The 16,870-nt window shown below is 59.6% G+C and carries 14 protein-coding genes; 3 read left to right on the top strand and 11 right to left on the bottom strand.

Features of this window, described 5'->3' with window-relative positions:
- Positions 1 to 74: 74 nt before the first annotated feature.
- Entirely contained in the window at positions 75 to 1,097 is a 1,023-nt protein-coding gene (locus R6V78_RS08800) for a class I fructose-bisphosphate aldolase (protein ID WP_410288974.1), read from the top strand.
- Between the two features lie 48 nt (positions 1,098 to 1,145).
- Here R6V78_RS08800 and R6V78_RS08795 read toward each other — a convergent pair whose 3' ends face one another.
- A complete protein-coding gene (locus tag R6V78_RS08795; RefSeq protein WP_410288973.1) occupies positions 1,146 to 2,840 on the bottom strand; it encodes a hypothetical protein in 1,695 nt (564 codons plus the stop codon).
- Positions 2,841 to 2,984: 144 nt separating this feature from the next.
- A complete protein-coding gene (locus R6V78_RS08790; RefSeq protein WP_410288972.1) occupies positions 2,985 to 3,131 on the bottom strand; it encodes a hypothetical protein in 147 nt (48 codons plus the stop codon).
- 54 nt (positions 3,132 to 3,185) lie between these two features.
- Between R6V78_RS08790 and trmB the strand changes: the two genes are divergently transcribed.
- Positions 3,186 to 3,845: a tRNA (guanosine(46)-N7)-methyltransferase TrmB gene (gene trmB / locus R6V78_RS08785; protein WP_410288971.1), complete on the top strand. Its 660-nt coding sequence runs from the start codon at positions 3,186 to 3,188 to the stop codon at positions 3,843 to 3,845.
- Positions 3,846 to 3,857: 12 nt separating this feature from the next.
- Here trmB and R6V78_RS08780 read toward each other — a convergent pair whose 3' ends face one another.
- Positions 3,858 to 4,364, bottom strand: a complete 507-nt coding sequence (locus tag R6V78_RS08780; protein ID WP_410288970.1) for a rubrerythrin family protein — start codon at positions 4,362 to 4,364, stop codon at positions 3,858 to 3,860.
- A 92-nt stretch (positions 4,365 to 4,456) separates the two neighbouring features.
- Positions 4,457 to 7,051, bottom strand: coding sequence for a glycosyltransferase family 2 protein (locus R6V78_RS08775; protein ID WP_410288969.1), 2,595 nt, complete (start codon positions 7,049 to 7,051; stop codon positions 4,457 to 4,459).
- A gap of 283 nt (positions 7,052 to 7,334) precedes the next feature.
- On the opposite strand from R6V78_RS08775, the gene R6V78_RS08770 reads away from it, so the two are divergent.
- Positions 7,335 to 8,786: a glycoside hydrolase family 2 TIM barrel-domain containing protein gene (locus R6V78_RS08770; protein ID WP_410288968.1), complete on the top strand. Its 1,452-nt coding sequence runs from the start codon at positions 7,335 to 7,337 to the stop codon at positions 8,784 to 8,786.
- Between the two features lie 120 nt (positions 8,787 to 8,906).
- Here the strand turns inward: R6V78_RS08770 and R6V78_RS08765 are convergent, their stop codons facing one another.
- The 7 genes from R6V78_RS08765 to pstA form a co-directional block, all read right to left on the bottom strand.
- Positions 8,907 to 9,923 (bottom strand): D-cysteine desulfhydrase family protein, encoded by a 1,017-nt coding sequence (locus R6V78_RS08765; RefSeq protein WP_410288967.1) that lies wholly within the window; start codon positions 9,921 to 9,923, stop codon positions 8,907 to 8,909.
- 128 nt (positions 9,924 to 10,051) lie between these two features.
- A complete protein-coding gene (locus R6V78_RS08760; RefSeq protein WP_410288966.1) occupies positions 10,052 to 11,824 on the bottom strand; it encodes an ATP-binding protein in 1,773 nt (590 codons plus the stop codon).
- A 12-nt stretch (positions 11,825 to 11,836) separates the two neighbouring features.
- Positions 11,837 to 12,526, bottom strand: coding sequence for a response regulator (locus R6V78_RS08755; RefSeq protein ID WP_410288965.1), 690 nt, complete (start codon positions 12,524 to 12,526; stop codon positions 11,837 to 11,839).
- A 92-nt stretch (positions 12,527 to 12,618) separates the two neighbouring features.
- Entirely contained in the window at positions 12,619 to 13,278 is a 660-nt protein-coding gene (phoU, locus tag R6V78_RS08750; RefSeq protein WP_410288964.1) for a phosphate signaling complex protein PhoU, read from the bottom strand.
- A 75-nt stretch (positions 13,279 to 13,353) separates the two neighbouring features.
- The gene (gene pstB, locus R6V78_RS08745) at positions 13,354 to 14,100 is read right to left on the bottom strand and encodes a phosphate ABC transporter ATP-binding protein PstB (protein ID WP_410289038.1); all 747 of its coding nucleotides are present in this window, start codon (positions 14,098 to 14,100) and stop codon (positions 13,354 to 13,356) included.
- 311 nt (positions 14,101 to 14,411) lie between these two features.
- Entirely contained in the window at positions 14,412 to 15,455 is a 1,044-nt protein-coding gene (locus R6V78_RS08740) for a substrate-binding domain-containing protein (RefSeq protein WP_410288963.1), read from the bottom strand.
- Positions 15,456 to 15,576: 121 nt separating this feature from the next.
- Complete coding sequence (gene pstA, locus R6V78_RS08735; protein WP_410288962.1) at positions 15,577 to 16,860, bottom strand: phosphate ABC transporter permease PstA; 1,284 nt, start codon at positions 16,858 to 16,860, stop codon at positions 15,577 to 15,579.
- Positions 16,861 to 16,870: the final 10 nt, after the last annotated feature.

The raw sequence follows: 16,870 nt of genomic DNA, 5'->3' as shown, positions 1-16,870 counted from the left end.
ATGTTTCGGCCGTGGCATGCTGTTCAGCCACCCCGGACACGCGGTGACAAACCCCACCACCAGAGGAGAATATAATGAATAAACAAGAACTTGAAACCATCGCCCGGACCATCGTGCAGCCCGGCAAAGGCATACTGGCCGCAGACGAGAGCACACCAACGATCCAGAAACGGTTTGCCGCCATTCGGGTCGAATCCACCCCAGAGAACCGCCGCGCCTATCGCGAGCTGCTCTTTACGACCCCGGGGAGCGAAGCGTTTATCAGCGGTGTGATCCTGTTCGACGAAACCATGCACCAGTCAACCGCCCAGGATATCCCCTTTCCCCGATATCTGGCCGAAAAGGGCATTCTGCCCGGCATCAAAGTGGACAAGGGCGCCAAAAGCCTGGCCGGCTTCGAGGGTGAGAAGATTACCGAAGGCTTGGACGGCCTGCGGCAGCGTCTGGCCGAATACCATGAGATGGGCGCCAGATTCGCCAAATGGCGGGCCGTGATTCCCATCGGCCACGAAATCCCGACCCGCTTCGGGCTGGAGGCCAATGCCCATGCCCTGGCGCGATACGCCGCCTTGTGCCAGGAAGCCGGATTGGTTCCCATTGTGGAGCCGGAGGTCCTGATGGACGGGGAGCACGATATCCGGCGTTGCCGCGACGTCACCGCCGAGACCCTCAAGCGGGTGTATGCCGCCCTTTTCGAGCATTGCGTCTATCTGGAAGGGACGTTGCTCAAACCCAACATGGTCGTATCGGGCAAGGATTACCCGATCCAGGCCGGACCCGAGGAGGTCGCCGAAGCCACCCTGCACTGTTTCCGGCAGGTGGTGCCGGCGGCGGTGCCCGGCATCGTGTTTCTCTCCGGCGGCCAGAGCTCGGTCCAGGCCACCCAGAACCTGAATGCCATCAACGCCATGGGTAAACAGCCCTGGGAACTGAGCTTCTCCTTCGGCCGCGCCCTGCAGGAAGATGCGCTCAACGCCTGGCAGGGTCTCAGCGCCGAAAAAACCAACGCCCAACGCGTCTTTTATCATCGGGCGCGATGCAACAGCATGGCACGCAGCGGTGAATACACCAGGTCCATGGAGGAGGATGCCGGCTAGTTCAACACTGCCGGACCCTGCGACCATGAACCCGGTGGTCCACCCATATCAGAATCTTGAAGAGGACAGGGTCACATCGGCGCGCGCCCATGCCTGCAGAAAGCGTTCTTCGATCCGGGCAGCCTCGGCATCGCGGCCCTGGGCCTGCAGACTTTTCCGGAGCCCGAACAGGGAATAGCCATTGTCGCGGTATCTTTCCAGATCCTGCAGATAAACCGACTCCGCCCTCTCCGGATATCCGGCTTCGATCAGTACGGCACCCAGCGTGTGGCGGACCGGATAATACCAATCCGGCGGCTCATTGTACATGAGGCTGTCTTCGATCCCGATGGCCTTTTCCAGGTGATCGATGGCCTCTTCGAATCGCGACTGCCTGGCCGCCAATTCCCCGGCCAGCACCTCGCCGGCTAGGGTCAGCAGGCTCGCGGCGCTGCTGAAGCCCACCATCTCCTCCCCAGTGGGTGCGCTGCGGGCAATGTCTGTCAGGGCATTGAGCTGCTCGGCCGCCGAATCCGGGTCATCGGTATGCGTGAAGGCCATACCGCGGGCATAATGCCAGATGCCGTTCATGAAATGCCACTCGGCAGGCGGCTGCGGTTCCGCCAGCACCTCAGCCCACTGGCCGAAACGCACCAGCGTAAAAAGCGGCATGCTGGCAAAGGTCTGGAACAGCCCCCATTCATTGCCCGAGAAATCCCTGGGCACCTTCGAGGCCACTTTACGGGCAGCCGCCAGGGCTTCGGCGTGGTTGCCGAGCATCAATGCCGCCCAGGTCTGGAAGTGGACATTGTGCGGGTAGTAGCCCAGTGGATAAATCCCCTGCGAGCGGCACTGGATCAGGTAATCCTCATCGGCTTTGGCCGCCTGGGAATTGAGCTCAAATGCCTCCGCGTAGCGCCCAATCTGCATGTAAATATGGGTGGGCATGTGCACCAGATGGCCGGCACCCGGGGTCAAGCCCCGCAGCCGATCGGCCGCTTGAACCCCACGTTCGGCATCTACCGCTTCGACGGCATGGATGTAGTAGTGCAAGGCCCCTTCGTGCTCGGGATCACGCTGCATTACCATTTCCAGGGCCTGAAGAATCGCCGGGGTCTGCGGGCGGGGAGCGCCTGCATCGGTCCAGTAATTCCAAGGAGAGCGGTTCATCAACGCAGCTGCATAGAGCGTGGCGGCGTCAAGATCATCGGGATAGCGGGCATGCACCGCTCCCATCGCTTCGGCATAGGCGGCATCCAGGGGTTCCCGTTGCGCATGGGGATCGGCGGAATAGCGCTTGGCCAACGCATCGATGTAGTCCCTTTCACGCGCTGTTGCCTTATCCTTGCGGGAAAGCGCCATTTGAACGGCTGCATAGGCCTGGGGCGCCGCTTCCGGAGACATGGGCAGGTTAAGGTTCGGCCCCAGCACCAGTGCCCAGCCCCAATAGGCCATGGCACAGTCCGGATCGAGGCGGGCGGCTTCCTTGAAACTGCGCAGCGCCTCCTGGTGATTGAAGGCATACGTCAACCTGAGTCCCTGGTCAAAAAAATATTGGGCCCGCTCCGATCGCGTGCTGACCGGGTGATGCGTGTCACCGACCCCCTTCAGCACCGGTGCAATGGGACCCGAGGCGGTATTCGGATCCTCCGCCAGTGCACGATGATCAAGACCGGCCACATGCAGGGAACTGGCGACCGCGCTTTGCGTCAACACAAACATCACAATCATTACCGACAAGAATCGGATAGGTTTGGTTTTCATGGTATTTCCTCCTGCCCGGTGGCAACCGGGAAAGTTGGGTGGGTTTGTGGTTATCAACCCTCACGTGAAATGGGGCAATGCGGGGAATTGGCGGCGATTCGCCGGCCGATCACTTCAGGTTTCCGTGTCCGTTGGGGGTGATGTTCATAAATAGTAGGAACAACCCGGCGCCCTGTCAACAATGTGAAAGACATCGCGCACCAGGGCGTGGGCTTTGTGCAGGCACATGTGCGCTTGACTGCAGGCGGCCATACCGGCAGCATCCTGCCCGCGGTGCTGCCAGATGCTCATTATCTCCTTGACCGCAACCCGGATAATGGGTAACCAACCACAGTATTAACCACCATGCCCAAGAATAAACTCCAGAAATACGAACGCGTCAGACACCTGCCCAACGTGACCTTTCCGGTATTCGGCGAATCACGGTCGCCCGACTCCTATCCCTGGTATGAAAAGCGCTATGCGGGCATGCAAAAGATACTTGAACTGGGTTGCGGCAAAGGCGAGCACAGCCTGGCATTCGCCGCCGCCGATCCGCGCACCCTCTGCGTGGGCATCGACCGCAAGAGCCATCGCATGTGTGTCGGCGCGGAAAAGGCGCTTGCCCGGGGCCTTGAAAATGTGCATTTCCTGCGCACCCGGATTGAACACATCCAGGCGTTCTTTGTGGCCGAATCGATCCACGCGATCTGGTTGACCTTCCCCGACCCGCACCCCAAGCAGCGGACCATTAAGTGCCGGCTGTCCGCCGCCCCCTTCCTGGACGCCTACGCGACCCTGCTCGTACCCGGCGGCATGCTGCATCTGAAGACCGACAGTGAGCCGCTTTTCAACTTCACCCGCGACTCTGTCGATCGCTGGGGCGGACGCGTGATCACAACCTCAGAAAATTGCCCTGCAGCCGGTGATGGCTCACCGGGCAGCGCTGCGGGGGTCTCCGCTTACGAGCGGGCGGCCCGCTCACGGGGAGCGGCCATCAAGTACCTGGCATTCCGATTGAATTGAAATGGGTTCCGTTCAGGAGCCGATGGTTTTGAATTTCTCTTCGGGTGCACCGCAGACCGGGCACTTCTTGGGGATTTTCTTGTCGGTCACGTAGCCGCACACCTGACAGACATGGTAGGCTTTAACCTCATCCTTGATGACGTGCATGATGGCCCGCTCGTACAGTTTGGCATGGAAGCCCTCCGTATCCCGGGCTTGGCTGAAGGCCAGTGCGGCAGCCGCTTCGCCCTCCTCTTCGGCCGTTTTCAGGAAATCGGGATATTCGTTCTCGCTGATGGATTTTTCACGCTGGAAGGATTCCTCCAGATTCGTATCCGTGTCTTTGACGATCAGATCTTTGACCAGGTTCAACTGCCGGGTGGCATGCACCCGTTCCGCCTCGGCAATGGCCCGGAACAGCAGGGCGATCTGGGGAACCGCTTCCTCGTCGGCCTTCTCCGCATAGGCCAGCAGTCGAAAATAGGCCTTGGCCTCACCGATAAACGCTTTGTAGATGTTGTCTTGGGTCTTGGGTTGCATTACCACCTCCATGGTTAAAGTAGGATCCGAAAAAACAAATCGTATAAAACCAATACCGTGGTCATTTAACCGACCCCCACCCAGATAAGGTCTCAAGACGACTCCTGCCGGGACCGCCAGAGCACCAACCGGCTCGAAAGCCGGGGGAATCCGCTGACCAGGGCCACGCCAAGCGTGGCGGCGTAAGGCAGGGACTGGACCAGCAGCACAATCACCCACAGGTTCATGTCCAGCGTATCCAAGCGCTGCCTCAATCCGATGGCCGCAGCGGCGCTGAGCATGGCGGCCAGCAGGAGGATTTCCTCCAGCGAGGCCGCCAGTGCCCGGCTCAAGGCCGACGCCCCGGCCAGTTTGGGAGTACGAAAAAACGGTTTGTCACGGGTAATGAGCCCCGCGATGACCGCCTTGGCGATGGTGTGGGAAAGGGCCAGACCGGCCATGGATGCCGCCAGGGTCTGGGACAGGCTGGCGTCCACCCGCGTTCGATACAGGTAGAACAATTTGCCGATTTTGAAGGCAAACAGGGACAGGGGCAGAATCGAGAAGACCACCAGGGGCGGATCCACGTGCAGGGGATCGGCGATCATGGCCAGCGACCACAGCAAGGCGCCCAAATTGAAAAACAGATTGGCCCCATCGGCCAGCCAGGGCAGCCAGCCGGCGATAAAGTGGTAGCGCTGCCCGTTGCGCAGACGGCTCTCCTTTTGGGCCGTCAGAAAGGGCATGTGCCGCCGCAGAATCTGCATGGCGCCATAGGCCCAGCGATAGCGCTGCTTTTTGTAATCGGTGAAGGTGTCGGGCATCAGCCCGCGGCCATAAGATTTGGATATGTAGGCCGCCTCGTAGCCCTTCTCGAAGACCCGCAGGCCCAATTCGGCATCTTCGGTGATGGACCACTCGCTCCAACCACCGCTGGATTTCAGAACCGAGCGGCGGATCATCGTCATGGTCCCATGCTGGATGATGGCGTTGCGCTCGTTGCGCGTGACCATGCCGATGAAAAAGAAACCCCGGTATTCCGCGTAGCACATGGCCTTGAAGGCATTCTCGGCCCCGTCCCGGTAATCCTGGGGGGCCTGGACAATGCCGACCCGCGGATCCTCGAACTGGGGCACGAGGTCGCGCAGCCAACCAGGAGCTACGGTGTAGTCGCTGTCGATCACGGCGATGATCTGCGCCTTCGCGTTGGTGTGAGACAGGGCGAAATTCAAGGCCCCCGCCTTGAACCCGGTCAGGGGCTTCACATGAAAAAAACGGAAGCGTGGACCCAGGAATCGGCAATGGGCCTGCACCGGTTTCCAGATCGCAGGATCGCTGGTGTTGTTGTCCACCACCAGCACCTCGAAGCGGGGATAGTCCAGGGCCGCCAGCGCGGCGAGGGTTTCCATGACCATGGCCGGCGGTTCGTTGTAGATCGGCACGTGGATGGAGATCATGGGCAACTGATGATCCGCAAGGGCAATGGGTTTGAACGGCCGCCGCAGGCGGATGATCCAGCGCGCTTCAGCCCATTCGTGGGCTTCGGTAAGCAACACCACAATGACCCCGATCATCCCGCTGACCATCACCAGCCCCACAATGACGGTGCCAACGGTCAGGTATTGATGGATATAGTCGTAGACGATCCAGACCGCCCCCGAAGCAGCCGAAAAAACCAGCACGGCCAGGAAACCCCGGCCCCGGTTGCCCAGCGTCTGGCTGTCAATGAGCAGGATGGCGAAAGTGATAATGGCTATCAGCACGGACGCGCCGGCCAACAGGTACCAGTTGGCGATGGGCACGATGGGCCGGGTGAAGGGGAATTTTTCCTGGCGCTCGACATCGTAGACGCCCCAGTAGGCGCCGACCGAGCCTTCGGTGACCTGCTTCCAGGGCTGGTCGAAGGCCTCCATGACGTAGTAAATGTACTTTTGCTGCCGGGCCCGCTCCAGAAACCGCCGGAGAAAAATCGCCTGGTTGGCCGGTGAGGCGACGGCCGCCCGCCGTGTGCGGCCATTGCTGGGCCAACCCACCTCGGCGATAACAATGGGTTTGTCGGGAAAAAGGGATTTGAGCAGGTTGGTCTTCTCCACCACGTAGTCCACCGCCAGATCGATGTGCACCCCCTCCCAATAGGGCAGCATGTGTACGGCCAGGTAATCCACGTGTTCGGCCAGTTCAGGGTGCTTGACCCAGACATGCCATGGCTCTGCCGTGCTGACGGGCATGTCCAAGGCCTCGCGTGCCTGGTCCAGATAGTCGATCAGCTGCTCAAGGGGCAGATCCCCTCGCAGCAAGGCCTCGTTACCCACAACGGCCCGCACGATGTTGGACCTCTTGCTGGCCTCCGCCACAAAGATCCGCATGTCGGCCCGGTTCCTTTCCATATCGGCATCGATCCAGACCCCGAAGGCCACGTTGAGGTTGTGTTTCCGGGCCAATTCGGGGATCTCGACCAACACGTCCTCTACGGAATAGGTACGAATGGCGTGGGTTTTTCCCTCCAACAGCGCCAGATCGCCCTCGATCTCGCTTGCAGAGGGGTAGATCTTCTTCAGGGGGGTCTGGCCGGCTTGGAAGGGCGAAAACGAAAACCCTTGAATCCGGTCCGGCCAGGGTGGTTCCTCGTCCGGACGATTGGCCAGGGCCCACAGACTGACGGCCATGATCGCAATCGCCACGGCAATGACAATACTGGACATTTTCATATTTGATTCTCGGTGCCCATCCTGATCCCACGCAACCTTCCCCGACCCATAGGATCCGTTTTTTAGGGGTACTAAAATTCGCGATACTAAACTTTTCCGGACCCGCTTAACAACAAAAAAAGCGCTGGGGCGCGCCAAGGCGACGCAAGGGGTCCGGTTGATCAGGGTTTTTCCGGTGATGCAACCCGCTCAAGTCCATGACCAGGCGGGCGATAACATCATCAGCCGGTTGCGCTTGCATGGGCAACGATGGGTGGTCAATCTAATCGTCGAGGATCTTGTAATGATAGGATTCGCCTGCCTGGGTCTAAGAAAAAAACGCATGCCCTGCCTTGTCGCTTTGGCTGTCCTGATTGCATTGGATGGTTTCTCCCCGGGCTTCGGATCGGAGCGGCAGTCCGGGGATGGCCCGTTGGGGGTGGCCCCGGTCAAAGGAGGCCGGGCGGCGGCATGTGAATCCGCGGCCCCCATTCCGGTGTCAATAAACCGCCGGAACGAGGGCTTCCAGCTTACCCGTGCAGGCCAGCCCTATTTCATCAAGGGTGTTGGCGGACGACAGCACGTGGGGATTGCCGCCGAAGCCGGGGCCAATTCGCTGCGCACATGGGATTCCACCCATGCCGGCAGCCTCCTGGATCGCGCCCGGGGCTACGCAATGACTGTCATGCTCGGGATCTGGCTGTCCCACAACCCGTCGGACTACCTGGATCCGGCCTACAAAAGCCGTACAACACGGAAAGTCCGGCGTTTGCTGGACGAGCATAAAAATCATCCGGCCTTGTTGATGTGGTCCCTGGGCAATGAAATCAATCTCCAAGGCGCCAACACGCCGGCAGCCTGGCAGTTTGTCAATGACCTGGCCCGCCTGATCAGACAAGCGGACCCCCACCACCCCGTAATCAGCGTGATTGCCTATGATGACCACACACTGAACGACATCGCCTGTCATGCCCCGGACCTGGATGCAGTGGGAATCAACGCCTATGGTTCCCTGTCCGGTGTCCGCGCGATGATCGATGCCAGCGCCTACGAGGGTGCCTACATCATCACCGAATGGGGCGTTGACGGCCACTGGGAGGCCGCACAAACCGCATGGGGGCGCCCCATCGAACCCACAAGCGAGGAAAAGGCAAAATCCCACCTGGAACGCTATGCGCACAACATCCTGGCCAACAGCGATAAATGTATCGGATCCTACGTTTTCCTCTGGGGGCAGAAGCAGGAGCGGACCCCCACCTGGTACAGCATGTTCATCGAAAATCTCCCCGGCGCGGATATTCCCGGTGCATCCTGTCCCACTGTGGACGTGATGAGTTATAACTGGTCCGGCAGCTGGCCGTCCAACCGGGCGCCCAGGGTCGACCGGGTGACCATCAATGACGGGGTGGCTGCAAGCGACGTGAGGCTCACCCCGGGCGAACCGTTCGTCGCCCGGGTGGCGGCCAGCGATCCGGACGATGATGCCTTGGGTTATGTCTGGGAACTAATGGCGGAGCCCGCCATATTGGGAGTCGGCGGATCTCACGAACCTCGGCCCGGTGTGCTGGGCGACGTGATGCAGGGAAGCCTGCCGGAGTTGAGTCTTCTGGCTCCGCCAGATACAGGCGAATATCGCCTGTTTGTCTATGTCCTGGACCGCAACGGCCATGTCGGCACCGCCAACATCCCGTTCCAGGTGGATCTCGCCCCCACCCCGGAATGGGTCAGCGGGCAGCCTCAATCCTCGGACGGTTGAAGAAGGCGTGAGGACCTTCCGGGCGCAAACCGAACGCGGGGGCGGCATCCTGCCGATAGCCCATGCGGGTGGAAGCGGCTCCCGCAGGCAACCCGACCATTCAATCATCATGGCGCCGGTCTACACGAGCTCGGCAAACTGCTCCGCGATGGGAAACAGACCGAAAAGTCCGCCGGTATGAATGAAGACGATGCGTTCGCCGAAAACCCCTCGGTCCCTGGCCAGCTCGGCCAGCATGCCGAAATAGGCCTTGCCGGTGTAAACCGGATCGAGTACAACCCCTTCCAGCCGCACCAGGTCACGGACAGCCGCCAGCTCCTCGGGCCTTGAAAGGGCGTAACCCCGGCCCACATAACCGTCCACGATCTCGTAAGGCGGGATCCCGGTCGCTCTTGCCCCCGGCCAGGTCTCATTGAACCGGCGACAGATATCGTCGATGATGGCCACAAAGTAATCCCGGTCATCACAGACGTTCACGCCCACCACGCGGATGTCCACACCCGACATTTGCGCTCCCAGTGCCAGACCGGCTGTCGTGCCGCCGGAACCGGTTGCACAGACCACGGTAGTGGGTTTCAGATCGTCGCCATCCAGGCGTTTGAGATCCAGCACCAGTTCCGAGATTGCATCCACATAGCCCCAGGCACCCAACACCGTTGAACCGCCTTCGGGGATGATATAGGCTTTTTTCCCCTCACCGTGCAACCGTCGGGCTTCCCGTTCAAAAATCTCATCCCGCGCCCGGTACTGCTCGGGAGTGATCCAGACGATTTGAGATCCGGCCAGGCGGTCAAGCAGGATATTGCCTGAAATGGCCGGCGGTCTCCCGGGGTCCGCCGTTCGCAGCAGCAGCAGGGAGGAAAGGCCCGCTTTGATGGCAGCCAGGGCCGTGGCCCGGCAGTGGTTGGATTGCGCCCCGCCGCAGGTAATCACCGTGTCCGCGCCTTTTTCCCGGGCATCCGCCAGCAGGAACTCAAGCTTGCGGACCTTGTTGCCGGACAGCTCGCTGCCGGTAAAATCGTCGCGTTTAAAAAGGATCTCCACACCAGCCTGCCGGCTGAGCCGTTCCATCTTCTGCAGCGGGGTGGGCGTGTTGGCCAGGTGAACGCGTGGCGGAAACATGGCTTTTCCTATCATGATAACGCTCCTGAAACAGGGCTGAAGGCAGTGGGTTGCAGGGACAAAAAAGGATTGGCGTATTCTACATCAAATGGGTGGGCAAAGACAAGGGCAGGCCCGGTTTTTAACGGCACACCCTGGAAGAATCACTTGCGCGGCAAATGCAGGGTAAAGGTGCTGCCTTTTTCCAGTTCGCTCTCAACGGTGACGCTGCCGCCGTGCGCCTGAGCGATGTGCTTGACGATTGCCAACCCTAAACCGGTACCACCGAGCTTGCGGCTGCGCGCCTTGTCCACCCGGTAGAAGCGCTCGAACAGGCGCGGGAGATGTTTTTTGGCAATGCCCATGCCCTGGTCCATGAATCGGATCTGGATTTCATCGTTCACGGTCAACGCCTCGATGCGGATGACGCTTTTCTCCGGGCTGTACTTGATCGCGTTGTCCAGCAGGTTCACGGCGGCCTGCTCCAGCAAGGTGGCATCGAAACAGCCGCTCAGGCCGGTTTCACAGGCAAGTCGGACATCGATCTTTTTTTCCCTGATACCATCGGCGCAAAGACCGATGACGGTGTTGAGCACATCGGCGATACGGCAGCACTCACGGCCGATCTGCTGGATTTCATCGTCGCGCTCGATGCGCGACAGCTGCATCAGGTCGTCAATAATGGCCGCCAGCCGGTTGACGTGCTTTTCGATAATTGTCAGAAAGCGGCGGGTCTCCTCACTGTCTTCCAATTCACCATTGCTCAGCGTCTCGACAAAGCCCTTGATGGCCGTCAGCGGCGTCTTGATCTCATGGGAAACCGAGGCGGCAAAATCGCGGCGCATGTTTTCCAGACGACGCAGCTGGGTCACGTCGCTGATCACCACCAGTCCGCCCATGCGCTCTTGGACTGCATCCAGCAAGGGCGTGCAGTGAACGTTGAAGATGCGTTCACCGTTCTGATGATAGACGATATCGGATTCCACGCTCTCTCCATTCAAGAGGCTGCGGTCCATCAGGGCCTGGAACTCGTGGTTGCGGATGAGCTCCAGGACGCTGCGCCCCTGAACCGTCTGCATGGCTGCCCCGAACATTTTCGCGGCGGTCTGGTTGATGCTGATCACCCGCTGCTCCAGGTCCGTGGCAATGACACCTTCGCGCATGCTGGAGAGAACCGCTTCGGTCTTCTTGCGCTGGTTAATATTTTCATCCATGCGGCTCTGAAGCTGCCCTGCCATCCGGTTCATCGATTCAGCCAGCCCGGAAAGCTCCAGCGTATCGGGAACCGGCAGGCGGTGATACAGGTCGCCGGCGGCAAATCGCTGCGCGCCAACGCGCATGCGTTCGATGGGGGTGGTGATTCGCCTGGAAACGAGCCAGCTGACCACCGAAGCCAACAGCGCCACCAGCAGGGCACCGATGGCGATGCGCACACGAATGGCGCCCAGCCGTTCGTCGACAGCGGTCACGGGGATGGCGGTCCGCAGCACACCGGCCAGTTGTTGATCCGCCACCAGCGGCAGGGCCACATACATCATGTCCTGCCCGAGCGTGGCGCTGTGACGGATGCTCACCCCCGGATTGCCCTGATAGGCCACCCGGACCTCTTCACGATCCCGGTGGCTGTCCATAATGGCCGGCATCTCCTCGGAGTCGCCCACCACCCGGCCATCGGGGAGAATAACGGTCACCCGGGTGACCGTCCGGCCGGCGGCATCCTTGCAAAGCCGGTCGATGGCCGGTGCATCCAATGGCGCCAGCAGGCGCAGCACCTGTTTTTCCAGAAGCCGGCCGCTGGCTTCCAGGTCCACCCGGATGCGTTCCAGATAAAACTGGCGGGTAAAACTCAGGGCATACCAACCCATCGCCAACAGCGAAATCAGCGTGATCAGCAGATAGGTGGGGAACAGATAATAGATCAGGCGTTTTTTTTGCATGGGACGCTTTGGTCAATTCTCGGTGAAACGATAGCCCACCCCCCGGACGGTCTCGATGTATTTACCCAACCCACCCAGCTTTTTTCTCAGACCCACGATCTGCACATCCACGCTACGGTCGGTGACCGGGTAATCGTCACCGCGCACCGCATCCACGATCTGGGAGCGGGTGAAGACCCAGCCGGGACGGCGGGCCAGGAAATGGAGCAACTGAAACTCCGTGTAGGTCAGGTCCAGGGGCTGACCGTCGGCGGTCACGTGGCGCCGGCCGGCGTGGATGGTCAGCTCACGGATGGCCAGCACCTCGCTCTTCTCATCGGCAATCCCGCTGCGCCGGCGGATCACCGCCTTCAGGCGGGCGATCAGGATGCGTGGGGAAAAGGGCTTGGTCACATAGTCGTCGGCACCCAGTTCCAGACCGGTGACAATGTCCGCTTCCTCTCCCTTGGCCGTGAGCATGACAATGGGTGTCTCCCTGCTGTCGGTGCTTTGCTTGAGCCGCCGGGCCACTTCCAGGCCGTCGATGCCCGGCAGCATCAGATCCAGGACGACGATGTCGACTTGCTCGGACGCCGCCACTTGCAACGCTTCTTCACCCGAAGCGGCACAGACCACCGCATAGCCCTCGCGCACCAGATTGTGGCGCAACAGTTCAAGGATATCCTCTTCGTCATCGACAACCAGTATTTTCTCTTTTTTCATGTCATCCCGATGAAGTGCCGGCGGCTTCAAAAATTGGCATTCCGACGATTAGGGTGTTAGCACGTCGGTTGTCGGTCATTCCACCGCCGGTTTCAATCCAGCTTGCCGTGGCGGACAATATCTCCCTCGATCATGTAAACCACCTCTTCGGCAATGTTGGTGGCATGGTCGGCCAACCGTTCGATGTGCCGGGAGATGAGCAGCAGATTGATCATGTAGCCGATATCTTCCGTCACCCCGTCGGCCATGGCCTGCTTGATGCGGTCATAGGCCTCATCCTTGATCGCGTCCACCTCGTCGTCCATGTGGAGCACCTTGATGGCCAGGTCGAGGTCCTGATTGACCATGCTGTCCAGGCTCATGCGCAGCATGGATTCGGCCTTGTCCGCCATCACCGAATAGTCGAAACGATAGGGGGCCACCGCACGCTTGGCAAGGCGCTCCACGCGCTGGGCGATGTTGACCACCTGATCGCCGATGCGTTCCAGGTCGTTGTTGATTTTGATGACGGCAATCAGAAAGCGCAGATCCCCGGCCACCGGCTGGTGCAGCGCGATAACTTTCAGACACTCCTCTTCGATCTCCACCTCCATCTCGTCAATCTCGTGGTCAAGGTGCACGATCTCCTTGGCCAGGACGATATCGCGGTCTTCCACGGCCTGTTTGATCCGGTGCACCCGCTGTTCCACCAGGGCACCCAAAGAGAGGAGCATTTTCTTGATTTTGTCGAGTTCTCTGTGAAAGCGCTTCACCGTATGATTTCCTTATTGGATTGATGGCCCGGTCGCCTAGATCCGACCCCCGGCGAACGGGGCATGGCTGGGGGATCAACCAAACCGGCCGGTAATGTAATCCTGGGTCAACTGGTGCAGCGGCCGGGTGAATACCTGATCCGTGGGACCCACTTCGATGAGCAGCCCGAGGTGAAAATAGGCGGTTCGCTGACTCACCCGCGAAGCCTGCTGCATCGAATGGGTGACAATGGCAATGGTGTACTGGGTGCTCAGCTCCTGGATCAGCTCTTCGATAATCGATGTCGCTATGGGATCCAGTGCGGAACAGGGTTCATCCATCAGGATGACTTCCGGGTTCACCGCAATGGTCCTGGCGATGCACAACCGCTGCTGTTGTCCACCGGAAAGGCCTGTACCCGGCTGGTCCAGACGATCTTTGACCTCATCCCACAAACCGGCTTTGCGCAGCGAAATTTCAACGATGGCATCGGTCTCGCTGCGGGTGTTGACAATGCCGTGGATTTTCGGTCCATAAGCGACGTTGTCGTAAATCGACTTGGGGAACGGGTTGGGCTTCTGGAAAACCATCCCCACCTGAGCTCTCAAGGGGACCACATCGACCGCCGGGTCATAGATGGCCATGTCGTCCAGTTTGATCTCGCCGGTCACCCGGCAGATGTCAATGGTGTCGTTCATGCGGTTCAGGCAGCGCAGAAAAGTGGACTTCCCGCATCCGGAAGGGCCGATCATCGCGATGACCTCATTTTTTCCAATGTCCAGCGAAACATCGAAAATCGCCTGTTTGCCGCCATAGAAAACGTCAACATGGCGGCAGCTCATGCGTGGGTTTTCAACAAAGGGGCTGCCTACGGTCTTTTGTTTTTTTGAGTCCACCGAATTCCCACTCCTGAGTCGTTGTCCGCTTTCTTGTTTGCCGCCCTATCGAGATCCTTCAAGGGGAGGCCACAAAACCGTCGCCGGGTACATAAACCAAGGCGCGGGAAAGAACCAAAATCGGCCCGCAACCGCGGACCACGCCGGTGGTCCGGTTGCAGGCCGATTGAAACGGTTGGCGTACTTTTGGGCATCATGGTCGACACCCCGATGGCGTCGGCGGGCGGCCGGGTAGCGGGCACACCCGCCTGATCCTATCATTCGCAGACCATGGGGGTCAATCCTTCGATATCCTTGCGAAACTTTTTTCGCTCCGCATCCGGCATGGGGATCAGTCCTTTATCGGAAAGATACCCTTCCGGCCCCCAGGTTTTTTCATCGCTGAAGGCGTTGAGGTACTCTTGGATGCCCGGAATCGTCCCGATGTGGGCCTTCTTGACGTAGAAATACAGGGGTCTGGACACAGGGTATTTGCCGTCGGCGATATTTTCGAACGTCGGTTCCACACCGTCCATGGTGGAACCCTGAATTTTATCCGCATTCTGATCCAGGAAACTGAAACCGAAGATGCCCAGCGCGCCCGGATCCTTTTCGAGCTTCTGAACAATCAGGTTGTCGTTCTCACCGGCCTCCACATACGCCCCGTCTTCCCTGACGGTCTGGGTCACGGCCTTGTAACGGTTTTTGTCATTTTTTGCCATTTTTTTGATGAAGTCGAAGGTATCGGCACCGGCTTCCATGGCCAGTTCCACGAAAGCATCACGGGTACCGGAGGTCGGCGGAGGTCCCAACACCACGATCCTGTTGGCGGGAAGGGACGGATTCACATCCTGCCAGGTCCTGTAGGGGTTGGGAACCAGGCTTTCGCCGCCTTTGGGATCGGGAACGTCCTTGGCCAGGGCCAGGAACAGATCCTTGCGGGAAAGCTTCATGCGCGCCGTCGATTTGCTGTTGGCCACCACGATGCCGTCATAGCCGATCTTGACCTCGATGATCTCCTTGACGCCGTTGTCGAAGCAGGTTTTGCATTCGGACGATTTGATCTTGCGGGACGAATTGGTGATGTCCGCATGCGCCACCCCCACACCCGCACAGAACAGTTTAAGCCCGCCGCCGGATCCGGTGGACTCGATGGTCGGGGTCTTGAATTGAGTGGTTTTGCCGAACTGTTCGGCAACCACGGTGGCAAAGGGATAGACGGTGGACGACCCGACGATGCTGATGTGATCCCTGGCCGCATTTACGCTGTTGGCGCCGATCAGCAAGCCTGCCGCGGCAACAATGGTCAATACTTTTTTCATCATTTTCTCCTTTTTACTAGGGTTGGTTATGGTCTGTCTGCATTTTTCCGCCGGTATCGATTCCCGCCATCTGCGGTCGTCGGTGCCGGAATCGTTCACCCGGAACGTCCGAGCGCGTTGTCTACCATCGTTTTTCAAACCGCCTGCGCAGCACCACCGCCAGTGCATTCATGCTGATCAGAAAAGCCAGCAACACCATGATGCCGGCGGATGTCCGTTCCGTAAAAGCCCTTTCCGGGCTGTCCGCCCACAGGTAGATCTGGACCGGCAGGGCGGTGGCCGGGTCGGTGAATCCGCCGGGAATGTCGACGATGAAGGCCACCATGCCGATCATCAGCAAGGGGGCGGTCTCGCCGAGGGCCTGGGCCATGCCGATGATCGTACCGGTCATCATGCCCGGCAGCGCCAGGGGCAGGACATGGTGGAAAACCATCTGGTTCCTGGAAGCGCCGATGCCCAGAGCCGCCTCCCGGATGGAGGGCGGAACCGATTTGAGCGACGCCCGGCTGGCAATGATGATGGTCGGCAGGGTCATCAGGGTAAGCACCAATCCTCCGACCAGCGGCGCCGATCGCGGCAGCCCGAAAAAATTGAGGAAAACAGCCAGGCCCAACAGGCCGAAAACGATCGACGGGACAGCGGCCAGATTGTTGATGTTGACCTCGATGATATCCGTCCATCGGTTCTTGGGGGCGAACTCCTCCAGGTACACCGCGGCGGCCACACCGATGGGAAACGAGAGCATCAGGGTGATCACAAGGGCGTAAAAGCTGCCCATCAGGGCTCCCAGGATGCCGGCCGACTCCGGCTCGCGGGAATCACCCTTGGTGAAAAAATTGACATTGAAGGCCCGGCGCAGCCGTCCCTGCTCACTGAACCGATCGATCCAGGCCAGCTGGTTATCCTTGAGTCGCCGCTGGTTCTCGGGCAGGCGTCGATCCACGTGCCCTTTGACGAGCATATCCACGTCGTCATCCGCCAGAACCCAGATCGGCTTGACCTGACCGATAAGGTTTCTGTTTTTCAGGACCATGTCACGGACCTTAAAATCTGCGCTCGAACTGGGCAGGCCGTAGAGCGATCGCAACTCCTGCCGACCAGACACCTCCGGAAAGAGCCCCCGCAAAGCGGCTTTGACGATTGCCGGATAGTTCGCATCCGCAACCAGTCGGCCTTCGAACTGGGTGGGGTCGAAATGGACATCCAGCTTGATTTCCGTCTGCAGAAAGGCGCTGTAGCCATTTCCCGTAATGGTGCTGAAAAGCAGCACCAGAAATGCGAGACTGAGGCTGATGGCCGCGATCCCGTATATTTTGAAGCGGCGCTCGGCCCGATAGCGTCGCTTCAAGCCGCGATTGACGATATCGATGGTCCGGCTTCCATGGGCGGACAACGGAGGTTTCAACTGCGTGGGC

Source organism: Desulfosarcina sp. (genome assembly GCF_046496365.1).
Classification (GTDB): Bacteria; Desulfobacterota; Desulfobacteria; order Desulfobacterales; family Desulfosarcinaceae; genus Desulfosarcina.
This window is presented reverse-complemented; position numbering and strand designations above follow the sequence as displayed.

What these genes read in the sequence shown, in the direction of transcription:
- R6V78_RS08800 (WP_410288974.1), top strand. Translation starts at nt 75, where the DNA reads ATGAATAAACAAGAACTTGAAACCATCGCCCGGACCATCGTGCAGCCC.
- R6V78_RS08795 (WP_410288973.1), bottom strand. Translation starts at nt 2,840, where the DNA reads ATGAAAACCAAACCTATCCGATTCTTGTCGGTAATGATTGTGATGTTT.
- R6V78_RS08790 (WP_410288972.1), bottom strand. Translation starts at nt 3,131, where the DNA reads ATGAGCATCTGGCAGCACCGCGGGCAGGATGCTGCCGGTATGGCCGCC.
- trmB (WP_410288971.1), top strand. Translation starts at nt 3,186, where the DNA reads ATGCCCAAGAATAAACTCCAGAAATACGAACGCGTCAGACACCTGCCC.
- R6V78_RS08780 (WP_410288970.1), bottom strand. Translation starts at nt 4,364, where the DNA reads ATGCAACCCAAGACCCAAGACAACATCTACAAAGCGTTTATCGGTGAG.
- R6V78_RS08775 (WP_410288969.1), bottom strand. Translation starts at nt 7,051, where the DNA reads ATGAAAATGTCCAGTATTGTCATTGCCGTGGCGATTGCGATCATGGCC.
- R6V78_RS08770 (WP_410288968.1), top strand. Translation starts at nt 7,335, where the DNA reads ATGATAGGATTCGCCTGCCTGGGTCTAAGAAAAAAACGCATGCCCTGC.
- R6V78_RS08765 (WP_410288967.1), bottom strand. Translation starts at nt 9,923, where the DNA reads ATGATAGGAAAAGCCATGTTTCCGCCACGCGTTCACCTGGCCAACACG.
- R6V78_RS08760 (WP_410288966.1), bottom strand. Translation starts at nt 11,824, where the DNA reads ATGCAAAAAAAACGCCTGATCTATTATCTGTTCCCCACCTATCTGCTG.
- R6V78_RS08755 (WP_410288965.1), bottom strand. Translation starts at nt 12,526, where the DNA reads ATGAAAAAAGAGAAAATACTGGTTGTCGATGACGAAGAGGATATCCTT.
- pstB (WP_410289038.1), bottom strand. Translation starts at nt 14,100, where the DNA reads ATGAGCTGCCGCCATGTTGACGTTTTCTATGGCGGCAAACAGGCGATT.
- R6V78_RS08740 (WP_410288963.1), bottom strand. Translation starts at nt 15,455, where the DNA reads ATGAAAAAAGTATTGACCATTGTTGCCGCGGCAGGCTTGCTGATCGGC.